The sequence below is a fragment of the Aminobacter sp. MSH1 genome (assembly GCF_003071665.1).
In the GTDB taxonomy this organism is placed as follows: domain Bacteria; phylum Pseudomonadota; class Alphaproteobacteria; order Rhizobiales; family Rhizobiaceae; genus Aminobacter; species Aminobacter niigataensis.
Genome location: NZ_CP026265.1, coordinates 2,564,833 through 2,586,456, shown reverse-complemented (window position 1 = coordinate 2,586,456; position 21,624 = coordinate 2,564,833). Strand labels below are relative to the sequence as shown.

Annotated in this window: 27 protein-coding genes and 1 tRNA gene; 17 read left to right on the top strand and 11 right to left on the bottom strand. The window is 62.7% G+C overall.

Annotated elements, in window-relative coordinates; genetic code table 11:
• Window positions 1-63: 63 nt before the first annotated feature.
• The 5 genes from CO731_RS12850 to CO731_RS12830 all read left to right on the top strand — a co-directional run bounded on the left by CO731_RS12850 (window position 64) and on the right by CO731_RS12830 (window position 4,930).
• Window positions 64-1,146 (top strand): ABC transporter ATP-binding protein, encoded by a 1,083-nt coding sequence (locus tag CO731_RS12850; protein WP_108607433.1) that lies wholly within the window; start codon window positions 64-66, stop codon window positions 1,144-1,146.
• Window position 1,147: 1 nt separating this feature from the next.
• Window positions 1,148-2,050 (top strand): ABC transporter permease, encoded by a 903-nt coding sequence (locus tag CO731_RS12845; protein ID WP_108607432.1) that lies wholly within the window; start codon window positions 1,148-1,150, stop codon window positions 2,048-2,050.
• A 10-nt stretch (window positions 2,051-2,060) separates the two neighbouring features.
• Window positions 2,061-2,891 (top strand): ABC transporter permease, encoded by an 831-nt coding sequence (locus CO731_RS12840; protein WP_108607431.1) that lies wholly within the window; start codon window positions 2,061-2,063, stop codon window positions 2,889-2,891.
• 2 nt (window positions 2,892-2,893) lie between these two features.
• On the top strand, window positions 2,894-4,015 hold the full coding sequence (locus CO731_RS12835) for a P1 family peptidase (RefSeq protein ID WP_108607430.1): 1,122 nt from the start codon (window positions 2,894-2,896) through the stop codon (window positions 4,013-4,015).
• A gap of 147 nt (window positions 4,016-4,162) precedes the next feature.
• The gene (locus CO731_RS12830; protein WP_108607429.1) at window positions 4,163-4,930 is read left to right on the top strand and encodes an SDR family oxidoreductase; all 768 of its coding nucleotides are present in this window, start codon (window positions 4,163-4,165) and stop codon (window positions 4,928-4,930) included.
• A 541-nt stretch (window positions 4,931-5,471) separates the two neighbouring features.
• Here the strand turns inward: CO731_RS12830 and CO731_RS12825 are convergent.
• Window positions 5,472-5,547: transfer RNA gene (locus CO731_RS12825), tRNA-Ile, on the bottom strand.
• 134 nt (window positions 5,548-5,681) lie between these two features.
• On the opposite strand from CO731_RS12825, the gene CO731_RS12820 reads away from it, so the two are divergent.
• Window positions 5,682-6,401: an SIMPL domain-containing protein gene (locus tag CO731_RS12820; RefSeq protein WP_108607428.1), complete on the top strand. Its 720-nt coding sequence runs from the start codon at window positions 5,682-5,684 to the stop codon at window positions 6,399-6,401.
• A 185-nt stretch (window positions 6,402-6,586) separates the two neighbouring features.
• On the opposite strand, the gene CO731_RS12815 is transcribed toward CO731_RS12820, so the two are convergent.
• Complete coding sequence (locus CO731_RS12815; protein WP_108607427.1) at window positions 6,587-7,000, bottom strand: hypothetical protein; 414 nt, start codon at window positions 6,998-7,000, stop codon at window positions 6,587-6,589.
• A gap of 217 nt (window positions 7,001-7,217) precedes the next feature.
• Window positions 7,218-7,664 carry a YcgN family cysteine cluster protein gene (locus CO731_RS12810; protein ID WP_108609814.1) on the bottom strand — a complete coding sequence of 149 codons (447 nt, stop codon included), beginning with the start codon at window positions 7,662-7,664 and terminating at the stop codon, window positions 7,218-7,220.
• Window positions 7,665-7,870: 206 nt separating this feature from the next.
• Between CO731_RS12810 and CO731_RS12805 the strand changes: the two genes are divergently transcribed.
• From CO731_RS12805 to CO731_RS12790, 4 genes are all read left to right on the top strand, one after another.
• Entirely contained in the window at window positions 7,871-9,949 is a 2,079-nt protein-coding gene (locus CO731_RS12805) for an OmpA family protein (RefSeq protein ID WP_108607426.1), read from the top strand.
• 341 nt (window positions 9,950-10,290) lie between these two features.
• Entirely contained in the window at window positions 10,291-10,827 is a 537-nt protein-coding gene (locus tag CO731_RS12800) for a TIGR00645 family protein (RefSeq protein ID WP_108607425.1), read from the top strand.
• A 126-nt stretch (window positions 10,828-10,953) separates the two neighbouring features.
• Complete coding sequence (locus CO731_RS12795; RefSeq protein WP_108679440.1) at window positions 10,954-11,181, top strand: hypothetical protein; 228 nt, start codon at window positions 10,954-10,956, stop codon at window positions 11,179-11,181.
• A gap of 102 nt (window positions 11,182-11,283) precedes the next feature.
• Window positions 11,284-11,478: a hypothetical protein gene (locus CO731_RS12790; protein ID WP_108609813.1), complete on the top strand. Its 195-nt coding sequence runs from the start codon at window positions 11,284-11,286 to the stop codon at window positions 11,476-11,478.
• A 113-nt stretch (window positions 11,479-11,591) separates the two neighbouring features.
• On the opposite strand, the gene CO731_RS12785 is transcribed toward CO731_RS12790, so the two are convergent.
• Window positions 11,592-12,086 (bottom strand): DUF892 family protein, encoded by a 495-nt coding sequence (locus CO731_RS12785; protein WP_108607423.1) that lies wholly within the window; start codon window positions 12,084-12,086, stop codon window positions 11,592-11,594.
• A 200-nt stretch (window positions 12,087-12,286) separates the two neighbouring features.
• On the opposite strand from CO731_RS12785, the gene CO731_RS12780 reads away from it, so the two are divergent.
• From CO731_RS12780 to CO731_RS12760, 5 genes are all read left to right on the top strand, one after another.
• Window positions 12,287-12,553, top strand: a complete 267-nt coding sequence (locus CO731_RS12780; protein WP_108607422.1) for a hypothetical protein — start codon at window positions 12,287-12,289, stop codon at window positions 12,551-12,553.
• Between the two features lie 97 nt (window positions 12,554-12,650).
• Entirely contained in the window at window positions 12,651-12,956 is a 306-nt protein-coding gene (locus CO731_RS12775) for a hypothetical protein (RefSeq protein ID WP_108607421.1), read from the top strand.
• Between the two features lie 100 nt (window positions 12,957-13,056).
• Window positions 13,057-13,287: a hypothetical protein gene (locus CO731_RS12770; RefSeq protein WP_108607420.1), complete on the top strand. Its 231-nt coding sequence runs from the start codon at window positions 13,057-13,059 to the stop codon at window positions 13,285-13,287.
• A gap of 95 nt (window positions 13,288-13,382) precedes the next feature.
• The gene (locus tag CO731_RS12765; protein ID WP_108609812.1) at window positions 13,383-13,622 is read left to right on the top strand and encodes a YdcH family protein; all 240 of its coding nucleotides are present in this window, start codon (window positions 13,383-13,385) and stop codon (window positions 13,620-13,622) included.
• Between the two features lie 70 nt (window positions 13,623-13,692).
• Window positions 13,693-14,112, top strand: coding sequence for a universal stress protein (locus tag CO731_RS12760; protein WP_108607419.1), 420 nt, complete (start codon window positions 13,693-13,695; stop codon window positions 14,110-14,112).
• Window positions 14,113-14,243: 131 nt separating this feature from the next.
• Here CO731_RS12760 and CO731_RS12755 read toward each other — a convergent pair whose 3' ends face one another.
• Window positions 14,244-14,669 carry a VOC family protein gene (locus CO731_RS12755; RefSeq protein WP_108607418.1) on the bottom strand — a complete coding sequence of 142 codons (426 nt, stop codon included), beginning with the start codon at window positions 14,667-14,669 and terminating at the stop codon, window positions 14,244-14,246.
• A 69-nt stretch (window positions 14,670-14,738) separates the two neighbouring features.
• On the opposite strand from CO731_RS12755, the gene CO731_RS12750 reads away from it, so the two are divergent.
• Entirely contained in the window at window positions 14,739-15,341 is a 603-nt protein-coding gene (locus tag CO731_RS12750; protein WP_108607417.1) for a TetR/AcrR family transcriptional regulator, read from the top strand.
• Between the two features lie 58 nt (window positions 15,342-15,399).
• Here CO731_RS12750 and CO731_RS12745 read toward each other — a convergent pair whose 3' ends face one another.
• From CO731_RS12745 to CO731_RS12730, 4 genes are all read right to left on the bottom strand, one after another.
• Window positions 15,400-15,690 carry an HlyU family transcriptional regulator gene (locus CO731_RS12745; protein ID WP_108607416.1) on the bottom strand — a complete coding sequence of 97 codons (291 nt, stop codon included), beginning with the start codon at window positions 15,688-15,690 and terminating at the stop codon, window positions 15,400-15,402.
• Window positions 15,691-15,814: 124 nt separating this feature from the next.
• Window positions 15,815-16,108, bottom strand: coding sequence for a GYD domain-containing protein (locus CO731_RS12740; protein ID WP_108607415.1), 294 nt, complete (start codon window positions 16,106-16,108; stop codon window positions 15,815-15,817).
• Between the two features lie 155 nt (window positions 16,109-16,263).
• Window positions 16,264-16,740 (bottom strand): GNAT family N-acetyltransferase, encoded by a 477-nt coding sequence (locus tag CO731_RS12735; RefSeq protein ID WP_108607414.1) that lies wholly within the window; start codon window positions 16,738-16,740, stop codon window positions 16,264-16,266.
• A gap of 11 nt (window positions 16,741-16,751) precedes the next feature.
• Window positions 16,752-17,363, bottom strand: coding sequence for a LysE family translocator (locus CO731_RS12730; RefSeq protein ID WP_108609811.1), 612 nt, complete (start codon window positions 17,361-17,363; stop codon window positions 16,752-16,754).
• Window positions 17,364-17,589: 226 nt separating this feature from the next.
• Here CO731_RS12730 and CO731_RS12725 point away from each other — a divergent pair, with 226 nt between their 5' ends.
• The gene (locus CO731_RS12725) at window positions 17,590-17,853 is read left to right on the top strand and encodes a DUF2798 domain-containing protein (protein WP_108607413.1); all 264 of its coding nucleotides are present in this window, start codon (window positions 17,590-17,592) and stop codon (window positions 17,851-17,853) included.
• 110 nt (window positions 17,854-17,963) lie between these two features.
• Here the strand turns inward: CO731_RS12725 and CO731_RS12720 are convergent, their stop codons facing one another.
• Both CO731_RS12720 and rpoD read right to left on the bottom strand, forming a co-directional pair.
• Window positions 17,964-19,169 carry a glycosyltransferase family 1 protein gene (locus CO731_RS12720; protein WP_159091632.1) on the bottom strand — a complete coding sequence of 402 codons (1,206 nt, stop codon included), beginning with the start codon at window positions 19,167-19,169 and terminating at the stop codon, window positions 17,964-17,966.
• Window positions 19,170-19,325: 156 nt separating this feature from the next.
• The gene (gene rpoD, locus CO731_RS12715) at window positions 19,326-21,347 is read right to left on the bottom strand and encodes an RNA polymerase sigma factor RpoD (RefSeq protein ID WP_108607411.1); all 2,022 of its coding nucleotides are present in this window, start codon (window positions 21,345-21,347) and stop codon (window positions 19,326-19,328) included.
• Between the last annotated feature and the right edge of the window lie 277 nt (window positions 21,348-21,624).

Sequence of the window (21,624 nt, the reverse complement as noted above, 5' to 3'; positions counted from 1 at the left end):
ACAAATGGTATCCAGATATCTAGATCGCACAAGCGTTATTTTAGTAACATTTTGGGGGCGACGATGCGAGAATCCATAGTCCGGCTGGAGGAGGCGGCGAAGGCCTTCGCTACGCCTGAGGGCCAGACCATCGTCGCGCTCGACTGCATCGATCTCGATGTCCGGCGTAACGAATTCCTGACGCTGCTGGGGCCGTCGGGGTGTGGAAAAACCACTCTTCTGCAGGCGATCAGCGGCTTTGTGGAACTCGATTCCGGCCGCATCCTGATCGATGGCGAGAACATGACCGACCGGCCGCCCTATCGCCGCCCAGTCAACACTGTGTTCCAGAACTACGCTCTCTTCCCGCATATGACCGTAGGGGAAAACGCCGGATATGCCCTGGAAGTCGCTGGCGTCGCTACGCCCGAACGAGCAAAGCGTGTAGCCGAAGCGCTTGCCATGGTCGGCCTAGAGGGGCTCGAAAAGCGCAAGCCGCGCCAGCTTTCCGGCGGCCAACAGCAGCGCGTGGCGCTTGCCCGCGCTATCATCGCCCGCCCGAAGCTTCTCCTGCTCGACGAGCCGCTCTCGGCTCTCGACAAGAACCTGCGTCAGTCCATGCAGATCGAATTGAAGACGCTGCAGAACGAGCTCGGCATCTCCTTTATCTTCGTCACGCATGACCAGCAGGAAGCGCTGACCATGTCGGATCGCGTCGCCGTGCTCTCGGGCGGGCGCATCCAGCAGCTCGATACGCCGCGCGCCATTTACGACCAGCCCAAGAATGGCTTCGTCGCCACCTTCGTCGGCGCCAGTAACCTTTTCGCGGGCGAAGCCGGCGGCGGTCAGCTGGTGACGCCGGACGGCATCGCCATTTCGCACGGCAGGCCCGGCGCCATGGGCGCGGCGACGGCGCTCATCCGCCCGGAACAGTTCTTCCTCGCGGAGGCCGGCAACGGCGCGCCGGGCCTCGATATCGATGTCGAGCAGATCGTCTTCGTGGGCTCGACCTTCGATCTCTTCGGCCGCACGGCGACGGGCCGACGCGTCATCGCGGAAATCCCGGCGGCGCAGCGCAATCTCGTCGGCGAGGTCGAGCAGACGCGCCATACCCGCCTCGCCTACGATCCGGCGGCCGTGCATCTCATTCCGGCGGAGACCGCCTGACATGTCGTCGATCGCCTTTCGCCGCCGTGTCCAGCTTGCCGTCCTGCTCGGACCGGTCTCGCTATTCCTGGCAGTCTTCTTCCTCGGCCCGCTCTCCATCATGATCGTGACGAGCTTCCTCGCCCCCGGCCTTTATGGTGGGGTGGAATGGAGCTGGTATCCGCATAACTACGGCCGCATCCTCGGCTTCGCCGATCCGATGTTCGAGGATTTCGATCCAGTCTATATCGCGATCTTCCTGCGCTCGCTGAAGATCGCGGCACAGACCGTCTTGGCAACGCTCCTCGTATGCTATCCGGCCGCCTTCTGCATCAGCCGTCTTTCGGATCGCTGGAAGAATTTCTGCCTCTTCCTCATCACGCTCCCCTTCTTCGCCAGCCTCATCGTGCGGCTCTTCGTCTGGGTGCTCATCCTGCGCCAGACCGGCCTTGCCAACGACGTGCTCTTGAAGACCGGCCTCATCACCCAGCCGCTGGACCTCATCTATACCGAAGGCGCGATCATCCTCGGCATGGTCTATATCTTCATTCCCTTCATGTTCATGCCAGTCTATGCGAGCATCGAAAAGCTCGACTGGACCTTGGTGCGCGCTTCACTCGACCTCGGCGCGGGGCCGATCCGCACCTTCTGGCGCATAATTCTGCCGCTAACGGCGCCCGGCATTGCTGGCGGGGCGGTCATCGTCTTCATTCCCGCGCTCGGCAACTTCGTCGTCCCGACCATTCTCGGCGGCGCCAAGGTGATGATGCTCGGCAATCTCATCGAGCAGCAATTCCTTGCCGCGCGCAACTGGCCCTTCGGCGCGGCGCTCGCGATGATGGTCATGAGCGTGATGCTGGTGCTGCTCTTCGTCTACGTGGTCGTTTCCGGCCGCCGCGGCCTCGATGCTGCGACCGGGCGCTAGGAGGAGGCCCATGAAGATTTTCGCCATCCTCGGCCGCGGCAGCCTCCTTGCCTTTACCGCCCTGTTCTTCGCCTTCATCTATATCCCGCTGGCGCTGATCGCGGTCTATTCGTTCAACGCGAACCCGGTCAACATGATGACCTGGACCGGCTTCACCACCGACTGGTATGTTCAGGTCCTCGGCTTCAAGACGAAGATTTCGGAAAACGCGCTCTATCTGGAATCCACCGACCAGCTTGTGCAGGCCGTATGGAACAGCCTGCGGATCGCCGCTTCCACCACCGCCATCGCCACCGTGCTCGGCACCGCCCTGGCAATCGCGCTCTACCGCTTCGACTTCTTCGGCCGGCGCTTCTACCGCGTCGTCATGTTCATGCCGATGCTGATGCCGGATATCGTGCTCGGCATCGCGCTGCTGATCTTCTTCGTCAATGCCGGCATCAATCTCGGCATCGGCACGATCATCATCGGCCACTGCACCTTCCTGACCTCCTATGTCTTCATCGTCGTCACCGCTAGGCTCGCCGGCATGGACCGGACGCTAGAGCATGCCTCCGCTGATCTTGGGGCGAACGAGTGGACGACCTTCCGCAGGGTGGTCTTCCCGCAGCTCCTGCCGGGCATGCTCGGGGGCGCGCTGCTCGCCTTCATCATCTCGATGGACGATCTCGTGATCACCTATTTCATCGCCGGCGTCGATGTCACGACCCTGCCGATGTTCATCTTCGCCATGCTCCGGCGCGGCATCAAGCCGGAGATCAACGCCATCGCCGTGATGATGCTGACCTTCTCCTTCGTCATCGCCTCCCTCGGCCTCTACCTTCGCTCCCGGCAGAAATGACCATGAACAAACAGACAAAGCCCCGCGCCCGCGACCTCGGCCTTCCCTTCACCGGTCGCACCGGCCCTCTTAACGCCATCACCGATGTCGAGGGCATCGCCGTCGGCTTCCAGACGATCCGGGAGGAGACCCCGCGCCCCGGCCGCAAGCTCCCGGTTCGCACCGGCGTCACCGCCATCCTGCCGCACAGCGACAGCGAAATTCCCGTGCCCGTCTATGCCGGCGTGCACCGTTTCAACGGCAATGGCGAGATGACCGGCACGCACTGGATCGAGGATGGCGGCACCTTCCTCGGCCCGGTCATGATCACCAACACCCACGGCGTCGGCATCACCCATCATGCAACGATCCGCTGGATGCTGGAGCGCTACGCCTCGACCTACGATATTGGCGATTTCCTCTGGCTGATGCCCGTCATTGCCGAAACCTATGACGGGGTGCTCAGCGACATCAACGGCATGCCGGTTACAGAAGCCGATGCCCGCGCCGCACTGGAAAACCTTTCCCGAGGCCCCGTATCGGAAGGCAACTGCGGCGGCGGCACCGGCATGATTACCTACGGCTTCAAGGGTGGCACAGGAACCTCGTCGCGCATCCTTACCTATGCCGGCAAGGATTACACGGTGGGCACGCTCGTGCAGGCCAATCACGGCCAGCGCGACTGGTTGACGGTCTGCGGCGTGCCCGTCGGAAAGCACCTGCAGGACAACACACCGCAAAGCCAGCTGAAGGAACGCGGCTCGATCATCGTCGTCATCGCCACAGATCTGCCGCTCGCCCCGCATCAGCTGAAGCGTCTCGCCCGCCGCGCCGCCATCGGCATCGGTCGTAACGGCACACCGGGCGGTAACAATTCCGGCGACATTTTCCTCGCCTTCTCCACCGCCAACCCCCAGCCGATGGCGCATCGCGCACCCGAAATGCTTTCCCTGGAGATACTTAACGACCTGCATCTGGACGCCGCCTACATGGCCGCGGTTGACAGCGTGGAAGAAGCGGTGGTGAACGCCATGCTAGCCGCGGAGGACTCAGGCGGCACGCCACATGATCGTTTCCGCATCGATGCCCTGCCACACGATGCGCTCTTGAGTGTGCTCCGACATCATGGGCTGCTCGGCGTATAGTCCATCCGAACGTTTTTCTGGCCGCACCATTAACAGAGTTGGCTCATCTTGGTTCGGCTACCAACGATTACGACTCCACTCAGATGTTACCAAAGGCCCTCGACCGAACTAGGGTAATACCTTTCCCTCCGATCAAGGAACAACGTCATGGTAGGAAGACTTCAAGGCAAGGTCGCTATCATCTCTGGCGGTGCGACAGGAATGGGTGGAGCAGCCTCCAGATTGTTCGCAGCCGAAGGAGCCAAAGTAGCCATCATCGATCGCAATGGCGAGCAAGCCGCCGCCACCGCCGGACAAATCCGAGACGCCGGTGGTGAAGCGCAACACTTTGTCGCCGATGTTTCCCAAGAGGCTGACGTGAATACCGCCGTGACAGCAGTAACCGCCGCCTATGGGCCTGCCACAGTTCTGTTTAATCATGCCGGGACGATCGTCATCAAGCCGTTCCTTGAGACTACGGTCCAAGAGTGGGACTGGCTGCACGCGGTCAACGTGCGATCAATGTTCTTGATGACGAAGGCAGTACTTCCACAAATGATTGCTGCGGGTGGCGGATCGATAGTTTGCACCTCGTCGATTTCGGCGGTCGCGGCGACTCCGATGGAAGTACTTTATGATACCACAAAAGGCGCCTGCCATATGTTTGCTCGAGCAATTGCGGTCGAGTTCCGGGATCGTAACATCCGATGCAATGCAGTCTGCCCGGGTTTTATCCGAACACCGCACGGCGTACGTGAGGTGGCTGATCTTGGTAAGCTCGGCATCGATGTATCCGATGATGCCTTGGCAGCACAGCAAGGGCGTATTGGCGAGCCTGAAGAGGTAGCGCGTGCAGCACTCTTTCTGGCGAGCGAAGAGGCAAGCTTCATCAATGGTGCGCACCTGTTTGTCGACAACGGTTTTACGGCAGTTTAACGGAGAAAAACCGACTGGCAGCTCGCACCCAGTCGCCGCATCCATTGTGGATGTCGAGAGAGCCAACAGTTCGGCTGCCATGAAGGTAAGCGGAGTCTGATCGCTGCTAGGCCGCTTGGCCCACGAGCGGTTCCGTTTTGGGCCGCCACGTCAAACTGACCATGGTCAATGCCCCGGCGAGCGAGAACGGCTCCTGCGTGGGATCATCGTCATCTTGCCGGCGCAGATACTGGCTGCCGAGCTATCGGATGGCGGCGGGCCTAACCGATGCCAAATTCCGCTACACACACAGCCAACTCCAAATGTTGTGCGAGCCCATCTCTTTGAGCCGCTTCTATAACTTTGGTCATGAATGCGGACGGTCCCCACCCCGTCCTGACGGTGGTAGAGATCTAAGCGGACTGGCGGCTTCAGGAAATCACCACAGAAAAAGCCGGAATCTTTTTGCCAGAGATACACGCGCGATCCAGTGTACGTTTTGGTGTACACCCGGGCTCGAAACGGACGAAAATACCAATAAAATCAATAACTTATTATATTTTGGTGGGCCCGGAGGGACTCGAACCCCCAACCAAGCGGTTATGAGCCGCCGGCTCTAACCATTGAGCTACAGGCCCCACGCGGGCTGGATAGTAAGTTTTGCGCGCTGGCACAAGTCATCTTCGCGCATCTGTTGCGCGCTGCCGCAATCCACCCATAATCCGCCCCTATTCGACACTCTCGAAGGGCTCAGGACAACGGAGATTATATTATGAATCGCAAATACATGGCGCTCGCTCTTGCAGCGGCACTCGCAGTTCCCGCCGCCGCCGCCCGCGCCGACAACCAGCCGCCGCCGCGCATCATTGTGACCGGCGAAGGCGAAGCTTCGGTCGCGCCCGATCTTGCCCTGCTTTCCCTGTCGGTGATGCGCGAGGCCAAGACGGCGCGCGAGGCGCTCGACGCCAACAACGACGCCATGGCCGCCGTCATCGCCGCGATGAAGGCCGCCGGCATCGCCGAACGCGACCTGCAGACCGCCGGTATCCAGATCCAGCCGCGCTACAACTACACCAACAAGCCCGACGGATCGCAGGAAGCCGAACTCGTCGCCTACCAGGTCACCAACACGCTGTCGGTGCGCATCCGCGACATCACCAAGACCGGCGAGATCCTCGACAAGGCGGTGTCGCTGGGCGTCAACCAGGGCGGCGGCATCAACTTCACCAACGAAAAGCCCGACACGGTGATCACCGAGGCGCGCAAGCTTGCGGTCGCCGACGCCATCGCCAAGGCCAAGGTCCTGGCCGAAGCCGCCGGCGTCAGCCTCGGCAAGGTGATCGAGATCGCCGACCAGTCCTTCGCGCCGCCGCCGATGCCGCTGCAGCAGGCCAAGTCGTTCGACCGCGCGGCGGCGGGTTCGGTTCCCGTCGAAGCCGGCGAAAACGCCTACCGCGTGCAGGTCAACGTCACCTTCGAACTGAAGAACTGACACAGATACTCAAGGGCTGCCGTGGCGGCAGCGGCAGCCCTTGGTCTTTCCGGTTTTCCCGGAGTTCTCAGTGCAGGCAATGAAAAACCCCGGAGGCCAGGCCTCCGGGGTTTTGTTTGGAGCCACGCCCTTTCTTGCGAAAAGGGGCTCCCGCTACTCCGATCGGGCAACGCCCGAAATCATTGTTACCAGCGAACCACCGGGCAGTTCGGGGCCCGGGCGAAGCTGATCGCAACGCGCTCGCCATACTTGCGGCCGCTGACGGTGATGGTGCGGCGGTTGACGTCGACGACGCGGGCGCGGCGCAGGCCCATGCGGTCGGCCTTGTCGAGCGCACGGTCGGGCGTGCAGCGACGATCCCAGCGGCCGTGATCGGGGCGACCGCCCCAGCGGCCGTCATTGCGGTCCCAGCGGCCGTCGTTGCGGTTGTCCCAGCGGTTGCCGTCACGGTAGCCGTCCTGGACATAGATGCCGACGCGCGGCTCGCCCTGGCCGAGGTTCAGGTAGAGGCCGTCTGCCTGCGCGGTAGCGGGAATGGCGGCCAGCGTGCTGAAGCCGATAAGGGCCGAAAGGGCGGCAGTCTTGATCTTGTCGAACATGGTCTTCTCCTTGAACTCCGTGGCGTCAAGCCGTCTTTGCCTGAGCGATGGCTGTAGATTGCACCGCCCAAGCTGAACCGATTTCGAACCGTGCATTCATTTTCGGTTCATCTGGCAAGCTGCTGATTCCGTTAGATAATATGATGCGATCACGCGTTTGTGAGTCGCCGCGCGACCGCGAAATAGCCTGCCGAAATGGTCGGGAATATGGCGAGCCTTACGGCTCTTCTTCGAGAACGTGCTCGAAATAGTCTTCCGGTTCGGCCAGATCGTCCTCGGAGGCCGTAAGCCTGCCGCGCACCGAGATGCCGGCCTCGTGCACGGTTTCGCTGCTGCCCGAAACCAGATGATGCCACCAGTAGAGGTCCTGCCCCTCGGCAACGAGCCGATAGGCGCAGGTGCTGGGCAGCCAGGCGATGGTGCGCACGTTGTCAGGCGTCAGCCCGACGCAATCCGGCACGCGCGCGAGGCGGTTGGCATAGTCGGAGCAGCGGCAGGTGGAGCCGTCGAAAAGCCGGCAGCCGACGCTGGTCCAGTAGATCTCGCCCGTGTCCTCGTCCTCGAGCTTGGACAGGCAGCATTTGCCGCAGCCGTCGCACAGCCCCTCCCACTGGGTGGGGCTCATCGCCTCCAGCGGCGTCGTTTTCCAGTAAGGCTCGTCCATGGCAGGCATTTGGCGCGCATCGCCGGCCGCGTCAAGCACGCAGCCATTGCATTCATCGCCAGTTCAGCGAAGCCACGATATTGCCTTGTTGCCGTCGGGCAAATGCCCCGAAACCATGCGACTGCCGGGCGGAGCGGAACCATTCAGGGTTCCATCTGTTTGGGCCGGGACGGGACCCAAAGTTCACTTCGAGGAGATTTCCAACGATGAAACGCCAACCACGGATTCTCGCAGGCACGGCAATCGGCCTGTTCATGGCATCCGCGCCGTTGGGCGCCTTGCCGCTGCCGAATGGCGCGCTGTCTGATGCGGGCACATCGCTGCCGCTCATCCGCGTGCAGTCGGACTGCCAGGAAGGCGAAACGGCCGAAGCCTGCGCGGCGCGCCAGGGCGCCCAGCAGGCCCCGGCCGAAGAGCCGGCCCCCGAACCGGAGCCGGCACCGCAGCCTGAGCCCCAGCCAGAACCTCAGCCACAGGCCGAACCCGCGCCGGAGCCGCAGGCCGAACAACCGGCACCACAGGCCGAAGAGCCGGCACCCGAGCCCCGCCGCAAGAAGCGCGAGGCACCGGCGGAAGAACCCGCGCCTCAGCAGGAGGTCGCACCGCAGGCAGAGCCGGAGCCGCAGGCGGAAGAGCCCGCCCCCAGGCGCAAGAAGCGTGAGCCCGCCGCCGAACAGCAGCAGCAGGAACAGCCTGCCGCCGAGCCGGAGGCAACACCGCAGCCCGAACCGCAGGCGGAAGAGCCAGCGCCCAAGCGCAAGCCGAAGGAGCAGGCCCCGGCTGCAGAGGAACCAGCCCAGACACCCGAAGTCGCTCCCCAGCCGGAAGCACAGCCCGAGCAAAAGCCGCAGGCCGAACAGCCTGCCGAGCAGCCGGCGGAGAAGCCTGCCGAGCCGACACCTGAGCAGGCCCCCGCACCGGAAACGCCTGCACCTTCGGGCGAAGCTCCGGCCCAGGGCGAGCAACCTGCGGCAGAGCAACCTCAGCAGCCCGCAACGGGCGAGCAACCAGCTGCCGGTGAGCAGCCGGCTACCGGCGAACAGCCTGCAACGGGTGAGCAGCCGCAACAGCCGGCCCAGCAAGGCGAAGCACCTGCAAACCAACCGCCGGTGAACCCGAACGAGGCGCCGCTGCTCGACAGCCAGAAGGAAACGCCGCCCGCACAGGCCGGCGGCCAGCAGCCGGCAGCCGAAGGCCAGCCTGCGCAGCCCGCCCAGGAAGGCCAGCCAGCGCCCGAAGGCCAGGCCGGTGGACAGACCGTCCAGCCGCAGCCGGTACCGGTCGATCCCGGCCCGCCGCCTGTCGACGACAAGGCCGCGACCGAACAGGCCCAGCCGGTCGAGATCCAGGCCGTCACCGCCGAGAAGGGTACCCGCATCGAGCGCATGCCCGAGGTCGACCTGCGCCGCAGGCCGCGTCCTGAAGGCACCGAAGTGCTGCGCGAAATCGGCGACCGGGTGATCATCCAGATCAACAACCAGGTCATCGTCGAGAGCAACGACCGGCCGCGCATGACGCGTGACGCCCAGGAGGTGTACTACGAGGAACTGCCGCGCGGCCGCACCCGGGAGGTGATCGTCCGTGAGAACGGCAACCAGATCATCACCATCCGCAACCGCTACGGCGACGTCGTGCAGCGCTCGCGCATCACGCCCGACGGCCGCGAATATGTGCTGAGCTATGTCGACGACCAGTATTACGGCGAGATGGACGAATGGCGCGATCCAGGCCTCGACCTGCCGCCGCTGCAGCTCCACATCCCGCGCAACGAATATATCCTCGATGCGCAGTATGTCGAAGATGACGACGCCTATTACGACTTCCTCGAGCAGCCGCCGGTGGAGCGCGTCAAGCGCCTCTATTCGGTCGACGAGGTCAAGCGTTCGGCCCGCGTGCGCGACATCGCCCGCCGTGTCGACCTCGACACGCTGAGCTTCGAATTCGGTTCGGCCTCGATCCCCGAGGCCGAGATTGCCAAGCTCGAAGGCGTCGCCAACGCGATGGAGAAGATGCTGAAGAAGAACCCGGCCGAAACCTTCCTCATCGAAGGCCACACCGATGCCGTCGGTTCCGACGTCGCCAACCTGGCGCTGTCCGACCGCCGCGCCGAAGCCGTGGCCGACGCGCTGACCAATGTCTTCGGCATCGCGCCGGAGAACCTGTCGACGCAAGGCTATGGCGAGCGCTATCTCAAGGTGAAGTCGCAGCAGCCGGAGCGCGAAAACCGCCGCGTCGCCATCCGCCGCATCACCCCGCTGGTGGCCCCCATCGCCAGCGCCAACTAGCATACGCGGCATCCCAAAAGGCCCGGCCCGCACCTCGCGGGTCGGGCTTTTTTCTGCCCGTTTGACTGGCCGGATGGCGCCCGGTACCGGGCATCCTGCCGGCGTCCAGACGCCGCATTGCCCGGTAACAATCACGCGATGACCCGGCTTTCGCCATTGATTCGCTGGATTTTGATGCCACTTTGAGAGCGACGTGGTTCCCTGCCCCGTCCCATCTCCGACGTTTCAGGAGAACAGGCCCGGCCGAATCCCCCTCCAGCGGCCGGGCCTTGTTTTATCCCAAAACCTGTTGCATTCGTCGGCACCGCCTCGATTTCCAATCTCAAAATTTCGGACGTCTCATGAAACGCCTCGAACACGCCGTCGAATCCATCATCCTCGCCTCGCGCTGGCTGCTCGTGGTGTTCTATCTCGGTCTCGCTGTGGCGCTCGCCATCTACGCGCTGTCCTTCGCCAAGAAGCTCTACGGGTTTGTCATGACGGTCATGGTGCTCGACGAGACCGACACCATCCTGAAGGTGCTCGGCCTGATCGACGCAGCACTCGTTGCCTCGCTGGTGGTGATGGTCATCATCTCCGGCTACGAAAACTTCGTCAGCCGCTTCGACAACCATGACGGCGAGGTCCACTGGCTCGGCACCATCGACATCAGCTCGCTCAAGATCAAGGTCGCCTCGACCATCGTCGCGATCTCGTCGATCCACCTGCTCCAGGTCTTCCTCAACAACCAGCAATACACCTCCGACCAGCTGATGTGGCTGACCCTCATCCACCTGACCTTCGTGCTGTCGGCGCTGCTGCTGGCCTACATCGATCGTCTTACAGGGCTTGCCAAGGGCGCCAAGAAGGCGGCTACGGAAGACGGCCCGAGCCTCTGAGCGGACGGACGGCATCTCACGGCGCGGATTCATCGTCTCAGCCGCGCCGGCCAACCCACTGGATTGATTCAGCCTTCGGCGGCCCGGACGTCGCTCGACCGGAACGGCGGGAGGCAGGAGGCCACTTTGCGCACTCTAGGATATGTCCTGGCCGCCGCAGGCCTGCTGATCTGTGCGGCCACCTTCGGCATGTGGGTCTGGCTCAATGCCTACGGCTGCGGCACCGGCTGCAACGACTTCCGGCTGCGCTGGGAAGACAGCGAGGCGCTGTCCTATTTCATTCCGCCGTTCATTCTCGGCTGCGCCGTAGCGGTGCTGGGTGCGGCAACGATCGCCATGAACTGGAAAAGGTAAGGGCGAACGAAGCGTAGCGGACTGCCGGTCTCCCACCAGTGCTGCTTGTCGCTCAGCCCCATTTCTGGTTTCCTGGTGGTTCACTCGGGGAAGATCGACAGCGTGTTTTCAGCCTACATCGACGAGATCATCATGGCCTGCGCCGGTGTCTGGATGGCGGCCATTGGGTTCGGATACATTGAGCTTTCCGTTCCACCCCATCAAGCGTGGCTGGGCAATCTCGTAAAACACTTCAAGTGGATGGGCCCGCTACTGCTTGGTATTGCAGCCGTGCTCGCTGTCGTTTCCCCGACCTAGTTGCCATGGCCGAGGCATGATGGTTCAGGCGCCAGGCAGCCCGCCACTCCCTGCCGACGCCGCACGGGCCCCTGCCCTCGTCCGCCGTAGTTCCTGCCACTCCCGCGTAAGCGTTATGCCGCTTTCGCGGTCGCCGATGTCTTGTTGATCGCCGTCACCGCGAGGTTTGTCAGCTTGTTGTTCGTCGCCTTCTCCTGGTCGAGGATTTCGCTCAGGAGCGTGTGAGCCTCGTCATAACCAAGGTCCTTGGCCCATTCACGCAGGGAACCATACCGGGCAATCTCGTAGTGCTCGACGGCTTGGCACGCTGCCAGAAGACCGGCATCCAGTGCGGTGCCAGATGCCTCTTCCATCAGCCCATCGGTCTCCTTGATCAGGCCTTCGATCGCATCGCATTTTTCGCCCGAAGCCTTCTTGCCGATGGATTTGAAGACCAGCTCCAGTTTCTTGATCTGGCCCTTGGTCTCTTCGAGATGATCCTCGGCAGCCTTCTTCAGCTTGGCGTCCTTGGCCGCCTTGGCCACCTTCGGAAGGGCCTTGGTGATGGCGTTCTCGGCGTAATACATATCCTCGAGTGTATGCTCGAAAATCTCAGCCAGCGTTTTCATTTGGGATTGCTCCTTGCCGGAATTGGCAAGGGAGGGAATGGATCACAGGCAAGAAGGTTCCTCCCAAAACAGCAAGAACTCCCCCTCGACCTGCTGGCACCGTGTCGTGCCTCCACAACGGCGGACCGACCACGCTCCCCGCGCAGCGAAGGAACTTTACGCCCCACTCCATGTTGTCCTGCAGCAGCAGGAGACAATCGATGCAGAACGACTATGAAACCGGCGCACGCAGGCCAGTCGCACGGAAAGGCCCGGATCCCAGCGATGCCTTTTCGCAGCAGGCTGCCGAAAACAAGCAGCCGGCCGACCGATACGGCAACACAGAGCCCGTTGGTGAGACCAACGAAAAGGCACGCCATTCAGATGGCCAGAACGCGCCGGGCACCAGCACGCATATCCTCGAACGACCGGGCGGCAGCGAGCAGCCTGGCTACAGGATGAAGCGGGCGCGGTTCTGGCAGTCTTGACCCCGCCCAGCCCGACTTGCATCCGTCAACATCACCCATCAACCGGATCGGATTCGGCGTTCAGGCGTTGCTGCTTCGTTGAAAGGAGCCAATCGCCATGAACGTCGCCAACCTGCAACTCGAAGGCCTGATCATGGCCATCGCAGCTATCAATCACGTCCTCGTCCGCAAGGGTGTGCTGACGGTCGAGGAAATCGACATCGCCTTGCGCAAAGCCGAAGCAAGCGAGACTGCAGAAGATCGATCAGAGGGAATGTCGTCGTCAAATCGCGACGCCATCAACTTCCCGATCAGGGTGCTGGAACTTGCCAATCAATGCCAGCCGGAAGCGGATACTCCCTCATTCTCCAAGCTGGCACGAATGATCGGCCAGATGAAGGAACCCTACAACGACCAGAGGTGACAACATCGCAGTCCTTCCACCGCGGGTGCGAGCTGAACGCAACGCGGATCGATATGGGGCCAATGCGCGTTGATATGTGCTTCCCAGGAGCGGTTGCACGATGAAAGACGTCAGGTCTATCGATTGGACCGAACCGGCCACCTTCTACGAGAGCCGGCTGGGTCCGGGGATGCTGTTCGATCACCTTTCACAGGCAGTGCGGCACGCGGTCAACGTTCCCTTGCGCAGGCAGCACGACACCGCAAGGATCGTCACGCGCTCAGGGTCGCAGTACGGCTGGCAAGAGATCAACGTCCTTCACCATCATTTGCGGGCCATCGACAGGAGTTGAGTTGCGCCGCCCTGCCCCTTTGGAAGTTGACCCAGATCAAGTTCAACGCCTCCGCCTGGCACTATAGTTGCCTCGACAATTCGCAAGGAGATGAAATGTCGAACACACCGCACACCCTGGGTGAGGAATTTCCCGGCAAGCTGGATACCATTCACGCCCTGAAAGCACAGGACGTCGGCTTCGCTCGTATCCTCGAAGAATATGACGATGTGAACGACCAGATCCACAAGGCTGAAACCCACATCGAACCGGTGAGCCAGGAACACGAGGCGACGTTGCGAAAGCGCCGGCTGATGCTCAAGGACGCGATCGCAGGCGCTGTCGCAGCAAGCTGATGGACTGCCCCCGCAGCCGCCGGCCGCGGGACCCGATCAATACGACGATGATCAAGCAGTGGAGGTAGATTTGTACACGCATATCCTCATAACCACCGATGGTTCCGAACTTGCGCAGAAGGGCGTCGACCACGGGCTGACGCTGGCCAAGAATCTTGGCAGCAAGGTCACGGTCATCACCGTCACCGAGCCCTATCCATTGAACAGTCCTGCCACGATGGCTTCGTGGAGCGATGCCCAGCAAAAGCATGCCGATGCAGCGCTGAGCCTCGCCAAAAAAGCGGCCTCCCGGATCGGCGTCAGCGTGGAGCCGGTCCAGGCATTCGGCGAGTCGCCCGCCGAAGCGATCGTCGAGACCGCCGCGGAGCGTGGCTGCGACCTCATCGTCATGGCCTCCCACGGCCGCCGCGGCGTGAGCAGGCTTCTGCTCGGCAGCCAGACGGCAGAGGTCGTCCATTACTCCAAGGCCCCGGTCCTGGTCGTACGATAGAGTATCCCAGGCCGGCTACCGAGGGCTCAGATCCCGCCGAGCGTGGCAGCGACGCGTCGATCTGAGGTTTCCCATCACCTTGAGCGGAACATCAAAAGAGGCGCCTCGCGGCGCCTCCGTTTTCATTTGCGTCAGGCCTCAACCCTATCCGGCACATACATCGCCAGGTACTCGGGGCTCGGCGGGATCTGTGTGATGACGTCGATCAGCACGCCATTGGGATCCCTGGTGATGAAGTGGCGTTGTCCGAAGTCTTCGTCGCGCAGCGAGCGCAGGATCGGCAGCCCTTCCGCGACGAGCCGCGCGTGCACGGCATCGACATCCTTGACCTCGAAATTGATCAGCAGGCCGGCGACCCGCCCGCGCCCCTCCTCGGGGATCGTCTCGTGGTCGCCCTGGACGATGGCGAGATCGACGCCCTTGTCTTCCGTCGACCGCAGATGGACATACCAGCCAGCGTCAAACTCATACGCGAAGCGGAAGTGCTTGATGTAGAAAGCGGCGGTGCCGGCGACATCGCCGGTCATTAGCACGGGATAGTAGCTCGTCGTTTTCATGGCTTTCCTTCTCTCCTCAATCAACATACAGTCTGCATGTAAATGTGAACTAACATACAGGCTGCATGCATGCAAGAGAAAACCGAGCGCCGCTCCAACCGCGACCGCACCGAGGCGACACGCGCCCTCCTGATCGAGGCGGCACGCCGGTTGTTTGCCGAAAAATCCTACGCCGAGACCAGCACACCGGAGATCGTCGCCGCCGCGGGCGTCACGCGCGGCGCCCTCTACCACCACTTTGCCGACAAGCAGGAGCTGTTCCGCGCCGTGGCCGAGCAGGAGGCGGCATCGGTCGCCGCCGAAATCGAGGATGCTGCACCGCAAGCCATGGGCGCCCGCGAAGCTTTGCTCACCGGCAGCAAGGCCTATATCGAAGCCATGCGCTCGCCCGGCAGGACGCGGCTGTTGTTGCTCGACGGCCCCGCTGTGCTCGGCCGCGCCGGCATGGACGAGATCGACAACCGCCACGGCAACCGCACCTTGCGCGAGGGCCTCGCCGCCACGATGCGGGCCGGCGCCATGCGCAAGCTGCCGCTGGCTGCGCTGACCGGCCTGCTTGCCGCCGCCTTCGACCGAGCAGCCTTGGCGATCGATGCCGGCGCCCCACCCGAAGACGAGATTGCCGTCATCTCGGCGGTCATTGACGGGCTGATGCTACGCGAGCGACCCTGAAAAGCAAAAGCCCGGCACAAGGGCCGGGCCATGATCTGCGAGGCAATCGCCGCCAGCCTCAGCCGAACATGCGCTCGCCCTGTTCGTCGACCAGCTGCCGACCCTTGGTCAGCGACACTTCGACGGCATCGTCGAGTGCCGCGAAGCGGTCGGCGCGGATGAACTTGTGCTCCTTGACCGTACCGCCGATTTCCTTGGAAACCACGCCACAGGTCTGGAACTGGCCGCCTTCCTTGTAGGGCATCGCTTTGATCGAAAAGCCCTTGTATTCGATCTCCTTGGCAACGGCCGCAGCGGCGGGCTCGGCCGCACCGCCACCACCGCCAAAAAGCCTCTTCAGAAACGACATGCTTGTTCTTCCCGTTGTTTTTCCGAAGCTTAGACGCTTGTCCTGAATCAGTCGAGGCGTTTCGAACCGGCGGCAGCCAGGGCACACGCACCGCACGTGCGCCCTGCCTCTTCACTGCCGGTCGCTAGCCGAGCGATGCGATGATTTCGCGATAGGCAAGTTCCGGGAATGCCTTCAACGTGCGCGTCCTGACGTTGCCGCCCTGTCCAAGGATCAGCGCGAAGCGCGCCACCACCGCGTCGTCCGGCGCCTCGGCCACCGCCACCATGTCGCATTCGCCCATGGTCAGGTAGAACTGCTTGAACGAGCCGCCCATGTCGCCGAGCAGCTTTTTGGCCGCGTCGAGCCGCTTGGGCGAGTTGCGCACCTCGCGCACGCCCTGGTCCGTCCAATTGAGCAGCATGATATATGTCGTCATGGCACACCTCCCTCCGGTGCCACGGAGCACGGCTCAAATAGCCGGGGCGGGCATCCGGGTCGTCGCCCTCAATGCATCCACGCGCGGGAGTATCCTCCCCCTCCGTATCAGGTGCAAGTTCGTGCTGTGCTGGGGCGGCAGCGGGCCTCTGGCGCTCAGCCGCTGTGGCCTGGGCTGGCGAGGCGCTTTTCCATGAACACGCTGAGCGGGTCTTCGCCGTAGTCGCCGAACGGCCCTCGACGCTCAAACCCGGTGCGCTCGTAGAGCGCCAGTGCCTCGTGATTGGCGATACCGGTCTCGAGCCGCAGCAAGGTAAGGCCGACCGCCCTGGCACGAGCCTCGAGTTCGGCCAGGATCGCCTTGGAAAGCCCTTTGCCCCTGGCTGCCGGTATCACCCACATGCGTTTGAGTTCGGCCCAACCGTCCGCCATGGCGAGTGCGCCGGTGCCGACGGCGGTCCCCTGATCGTCGCGCGCGACGACAAAATGCACATTGTCGGCCCTGAGGGCTTCGAGCGGCAGGAAGTGGTTGCTTTCGGCCGGATAGAGCGACGCGCCATAGGCGTCGCCGTCTTCCAGCAGCGCGATGACCCCCGGCGTGGCCGGATCTTCGCGGCCGATGCTGAACTGCATCACATGGCCCTTCAGCGTTCGGTCAGCGCCAGCTTGGCGCCGAGCATGACGAAGGCCGCAGCAAAGGTCCGCCGCATCCAGGTCATGACCCGCGGGCTGCTCGTCACCTTGTCGCGCATGGCGGCGGCGCACAGGCCGTAGATGGCGAAGATGACGAACGTCGCCAGCATGAAGACACCGGACAATTCGAGCATCCGCCCGAGCACGTTCGGCTCGTTGGGTGCAATGAACTGCGGCAGGAAGGCAACGAAGAAGATCGACAGCTTCGGGTTGAGCAGATTGACCAGGATGCCGTCGATCAGCACCTGCCATGTGCTGCGCGGATCGGCGTTGGCTTCGATCTTGAGCGCGCCATGTTCGCGCAGGCTATGCCATGCCATGTAGAGCAGATAGGCGACGCCGGCATATTTGACGATCTCGAACAGCAGCGCGCTGGTGTGCAGCAGCGCGGCAATGCCGGTCAGCGCCGCGATCAGATGTGGCACGATGCCGAGCGTGCAGGCAAAAGCGGCTAGCACGCTTGCCTTGCCGCCGCGCGAGAGGCCGGCAGCGAGCGTGTAGACAACACCCGAGCCGGGCGAAGCGACGATGATCAGCGTGGTCAGCAGGAATTCGATCGACACGGCAACCTCCCAGGTCGCCAGGACCATAATTGAACAGGCCCGCCTGCGGAAGCCACCCGATTTAGCTACCATTGCCTTTTGTGCCTAGGCCCATTAGGAACGGGCCGCTGCGCCAACGCACGCCGTAAGCGTCTCACGTCAAGCAACGCATTCAACCGGCCCGACCGGGAGGAATGCCATGTCTTGCGCTCTCGTGATTGATGCCGATCTCAGGAAATACTCTCCCATGACCCTACGTTCGAAGCCGCGCGGCAAGCTGCCGGCGCGTTATGCCGCCTTTGCCATGCCGCTGGTTCTGTCGGTGGTGATGACCTTTGTGGTCTCGGCCATCTCGACGCTGAAGAGCCTCGGCCCGACGCCCGCCTTCCTCGCCACCTGGCCGTCGGCTTGGGCGCTGTCCTGGCTGGTGGCGTTTCCCACCCTGCTCTTGGTGCTACCGCTCGTCCGCCGCATCGTCGCACTGGTCGTCGAGTCTCCCAGGGCGTCGTGACCTCCCCAAAGGTGGCGTCCAGGCGCCACCCCACCTCTTCGACGCCAGCGGCAGCTTTGACGAAGGTTCGGCCCGCCAGGCCTCGTTCGGCTTCGGCCGGCCTGTCCCGATCAGCCGGCCACGTGCATCGGCTGGCAGTCGGGGCTCTGGATCGCCGCCAGCATGTCCTCGGCGACATGTCGCCAGCTCCGCAGGCTGGGCCTTGCCTCGGCAATGCGCTGTTGCAGGCCGCGACGATAGTCCTGGTCGGTGGCCAGCCGTTCCAGCAGGCCGGCCAGTTCCCCCGGCGAATCCGGGTCGAAATAGACAGCGAGGTCACCACCAACCTCCGGCAGGCTGGACGATGGCGCCGCCAATGCGGGCGTGCCCAGCCAGAGCGACTCCCCCAGCGGCAGGCCCCAGCCTTCGAGTTTGCTCGGCATCAAGGTGGCCAGCGCGTTCTGGTACAGCCTGATGAGGTCCGCCTGCGACGGGCTGTCGACCATCAGCACATGCGGCGCCACCATCGCATTCAGGCCGCTCTTAAGGCCGGCGACCGTCCTTCGCCGGTTGGCGCCGGCAATCACCATCAGCGGCGGCGTCTTGCCTTGCTCCACCAGCAGCCGCTGTGCGGCGAGAACGACGTCCAGGTTCTTGCGTCCGAGCGTGATGCCAACCCCCATCACATAGGGCCGCGCCGGCAGCTCGAGCTTCGGCTTCTCGCCGTCCGCGCGGCATTCATGCGCCAGGGGAACCACCGAGACCCCGGGAAGCGGAGGCAACAGTCCCTCCTTCACCTTCGCCTGCAGATCCCTCGCAGTGAACTGCGAGTTGGCGATGATATGGCTGGCGTGGCGTATCACCTTGTTGTTGTCGGCATGGAAGTTGAGCTGGAATGCGTCCGGCTTGTCACCAAAATCGTGCAACGGGATGCAATCGTGCAGCAGCGGGTAAAACCGCGTCTCGGAACGGGTCCGGACCAAGCAATCGATCATGTCGACCAGGAGCTTCGGCCGCCCCGCCGACACCAGATATCCATCATTGAGCGCAATCGGCTTCAAATGCGACCGGAGCGCGCGCAGTTTTGAACGGTTGACCGCTCTCAGGAATGCGCTGAACGTGGTCGCAAACATGCGGTTCGGCAGGCTGCGGCCCGCCTTCGGTCCACGCAGCCGGAAAGGCACCGCGCCTTCCGGAAAGCCGAGATCGACGACGCCGTTGTAGGACGCCTTGCCGAAATGCGGATTGACCTCGAAGAAATCGCGCGCGGTCTCGTCGTAGACGACAAATACCACGCCTTTGTCGAGGAGATGCAGCTCATAGCCGATCTCCGCCACCACCCTGGCGATGCCGTAGAATTTGAGCCTGCCCCGGCTCAGCAGATAAAGTTCGCTCAGATCGTAATAGACAGGTGAACTCAAACAGGCTGACCCGATTTTGAACGGTGGAAAGCAAAATGGCCGTCCTGAGGACGGCCATTTTTTGATTTGATGTCAGCTGTCGAGGAAGCTGCGCAGCTTCCGGCTGCGGCTCGGATGCTTGAGCTTGCGCAGCGCCTTGGCCTCGATCTGGCGGATACGTTCGCGGGTGACCGAGAACTGCTGGCCAACCTCTTCGAGCGTATGGTCGGTGTTCATGCCGATGCCGAAGCGCATGCGCAGCACGCGCTCCTCGCGCGGGGTGAGCGAGGCGAGCACGCGCGTGGTCGTCTCGCGCAGGTTCGCCTGGATTGCCGCATCGATCGGCAGGATCGCCATCTTGTCTTCGATGAAATCGCCGAGGTGCGAATCCTCCTCGTCGCCGACGGGCGTTTCGAGGCTGATCGGCTCCTTGGCGATCTTCAGCACCTTGCGCACCTTCTCGAGCGGCATGGCGAGCTTTTCAGCCAGTTCTTCCGGCGTCGGCTCGCGGCCGATCTCGTGCAGCATCTGGCGCGAGGTCCGCACGATCTTGTTGATCGTCTCGATCATGTGCACCGGGATGCGGATGGTGCGGGCCTGGTCGGCGATCGAACGCGTGATCGCCTGCCTGATCCACCATGTCGCATAGGTCGAGAACTTGTAGCCACGGCGGTACTCGAACTTGTCGACCGCCTTCATCAGGCCGATGTTGCCTTCCTGGATCAGGTCTAGGAACTGCAGGCCGCGGTTGGTGTACTTCTTGGCGATCGAGATGACGAGACGGAGGTTGGCTTCCACCATCTCCTTCTTGGCCATCGCCGCTTCGCGCTCGCCCTTCTGCACCTGGTTGACGATCTTGCGGAACTCCAGAATCGAGATCGCCGTTTCTGTGGCGAGGTTCTGGATTTCGGCGCGCAGGTCGCGGATCGCGTCCTTCTCGTTCTTGGTGAACTCCTTCCAGCCACGGCTGGACAGGTTCGAGATCGAGCGGATCCAGTTCGGATCGAGTTCCGAACCCTGATATTCGCGCAGGAATTCCTCGCGGCGCACACCGTAGCTTTCGGCCAGGCGCAGCAGCTTGCCCTCGTTCTGCACCAGCCGCTTGTTGATGTCGTAGAGCTGCTCGACAAGCGCCTCGATGCGCGCATTGTTGAGCGACAGCGACTTCACCGCCTTGACGAGCTGGTCCTTCAGTTCCTTGAGGCGACGGTCCTGGCTCGGCGACAGGGTGCCGGCTGCAGCAAGACGGTTTTCGACCTGCTGGTCCTGCAGCTTGCGCAGCTTCTTGTAGGTGTCGGCGATGACGTCGAGGGTTTCCATGACCTGCGGACGCAGTTCCGCTTCCATGGCCGCCAGCGACAGGCTTGCCTCGTCGTCTTCTTCCTCATCCTCTTCGCCGCGGGTGTCGCCACCCACGTTGGTGACGTCGTCTTCCTCGTCGCGGCCGCCGCGGCGCGACTTTTCGTCGGCCTTCGGCTTGGCGTCCTCGTCGACACGCTCAACGATCGGCGCCTGCTTGGCCTCGGGGCCTGCATAGGTCGCTTCGAGATCGATGATCTCGCGCAGCAGGATCTTGGCTTCGTTGAGTTCGTCGCGCCAGATGATGATGGCCTGGAAGGTCAACGGGCTTTCGCACAGGCCCGCGATCATCGTCTCGCGGCCGGCCTCAATGCGCTTGGCGATCGCGATCTCGCCCTCGCGCGACAGAAGCTCCACCGAGCCCATCTCGCGCAGATACATGCGCACGGGGTCGTCGGTGCGGTCGGTCGGCTCTTTCTTGGTCGTCGTCGCGGCAACAGCCGTACCGGTCTGTTCGGCAAGCTCGTTGGCATCTTCCTCGGCATCGCCTTCGGCGGCCTCGGCTTCTTCGCCCTGCTCGTCGTCCTCGACCACGTTGATGCCCATGTCGGACAGCATCGCCATCGTGTCTTCGATCTGTTCGGAGGTCACTTCCTCCGAAGGCAGCACCGCGTTGAGCTCGTCCATGGTGACATAGCCGCGCTTCTTCGCGACCTTGATCATCTTCTTGACAGCGTCATCGGAAAGGTCGAGCAAAGGGCCGTCAGTTGCGCCTTCGCGTTCGGTCTCGACCTCTTCCTTTTCTTTTGTCGCCATTCTTTGCTTTCTCCAGGCGGCCCGTCAGCCGCTTAAACTCTCGGACAGTGCAAATCAGATGGCTTCATCCAACCTGCGCCTGAACTGCCAGTAGCTGCACCTGTGTTAAGTCCAGATTAACCCTGATATCTGTGGCGGAATATCTTCCTGTCCAGTGACAAGCGCCCCAATCCGCATTCTACAGGCCGTCGACACGACTGGCGGTCTGGCCGCCGGTTAACTTTTCGAATCGACCTGATTCCGTCATTCCGGCGGAAGGTCAAGCGCCTGTCGCATG

What these genes read in the sequence shown, in the direction of transcription:
- CO731_RS12820 (WP_108607428.1), top strand. Translation starts at nt 5,682, where the DNA reads ATGAATCGCAAATACATGGCGCTCGCTCTTGCAGCGGCACTCGCAGTT.
- CO731_RS12785 (WP_108607423.1), bottom strand. Translation starts at nt 12,086, where the DNA reads ATGAAAACGCTGGCTGAGATTTTCGAGCATACACTCGAGGATATGTAT.
- CO731_RS12830 (WP_108607429.1), top strand. Translation starts at nt 4,163, where the DNA reads ATGGTAGGAAGACTTCAAGGCAAGGTCGCTATCATCTCTGGCGGTGCG.
- CO731_RS12765 (WP_108609812.1), top strand. Translation starts at nt 13,383, where the DNA reads ATGTCGAACACACCGCACACCCTGGGTGAGGAATTTCCCGGCAAGCTG.
- CO731_RS12735 (WP_108607414.1), bottom strand. Translation starts at nt 16,740, where the DNA reads ATGCAGTTCAGCATCGGCCGCGAAGATCCGGCCACGCCGGGGGTCATC.
- CO731_RS12840 (WP_108607431.1), top strand. Translation starts at nt 2,061, where the DNA reads ATGAAGATTTTCGCCATCCTCGGCCGCGGCAGCCTCCTTGCCTTTACC.
- CO731_RS12780 (WP_108607422.1), top strand. Translation starts at nt 12,287, where the DNA reads ATGCAGAACGACTATGAAACCGGCGCACGCAGGCCAGTCGCACGGAAA.
- CO731_RS12770 (WP_108607420.1), top strand. Translation starts at nt 13,057, where the DNA reads ATGAAAGACGTCAGGTCTATCGATTGGACCGAACCGGCCACCTTCTAC.
- CO731_RS12850 (WP_108607433.1), top strand. Translation starts at nt 64, where the DNA reads ATGCGAGAATCCATAGTCCGGCTGGAGGAGGCGGCGAAGGCCTTCGCT.
- CO731_RS12750 (WP_108607417.1), top strand. Translation starts at nt 14,739, where the DNA reads ATGCAAGAGAAAACCGAGCGCCGCTCCAACCGCGACCGCACCGAGGCG.
- CO731_RS12725 (WP_108607413.1), top strand. Translation starts at nt 17,590, where the DNA reads ATGACCCTACGTTCGAAGCCGCGCGGCAAGCTGCCGGCGCGTTATGCC.
- CO731_RS12775 (WP_108607421.1), top strand. Translation starts at nt 12,651, where the DNA reads ATGAACGTCGCCAACCTGCAACTCGAAGGCCTGATCATGGCCATCGCA.
- CO731_RS12815 (WP_108607427.1), bottom strand. Translation starts at nt 7,000, where the DNA reads ATGTTCGACAAGATCAAGACTGCCGCCCTTTCGGCCCTTATCGGCTTC.
- CO731_RS12745 (WP_108607416.1), bottom strand. Translation starts at nt 15,690, where the DNA reads ATGTCGTTTCTGAAGAGGCTTTTTGGCGGTGGTGGCGGTGCGGCCGAG.
- CO731_RS12740 (WP_108607415.1), bottom strand. Translation starts at nt 16,108, where the DNA reads ATGACGACATATATCATGCTGCTCAATTGGACGGACCAGGGCGTGCGC.
- CO731_RS12800 (WP_108607425.1), top strand. Translation starts at nt 10,291, where the DNA reads ATGAAACGCCTCGAACACGCCGTCGAATCCATCATCCTCGCCTCGCGC.
- CO731_RS12810 (WP_108609814.1), bottom strand. Translation starts at nt 7,664, where the DNA reads ATGGACGAGCCTTACTGGAAAACGACGCCGCTGGAGGCGATGAGCCCC.
- CO731_RS12845 (WP_108607432.1), top strand. Translation starts at nt 1,148, where the DNA reads ATGTCGTCGATCGCCTTTCGCCGCCGTGTCCAGCTTGCCGTCCTGCTC.
- rpoD (WP_108607411.1), bottom strand. Translation starts at nt 21,347, where the DNA reads ATGGCGACAAAAGAAAAGGAAGAGGTCGAGACCGAACGCGAAGGCGCA.
- CO731_RS12805 (WP_108607426.1), top strand. Translation starts at nt 7,871, where the DNA reads ATGAAACGCCAACCACGGATTCTCGCAGGCACGGCAATCGGCCTGTTC.
- CO731_RS12835 (WP_108607430.1), top strand. Translation starts at nt 2,894, where the DNA reads ATGAACAAACAGACAAAGCCCCGCGCCCGCGACCTCGGCCTTCCCTTC.
- CO731_RS12755 (WP_108607418.1), bottom strand. Translation starts at nt 14,669, where the DNA reads ATGAAAACGACGAGCTACTATCCCGTGCTAATGACCGGCGATGTCGCC.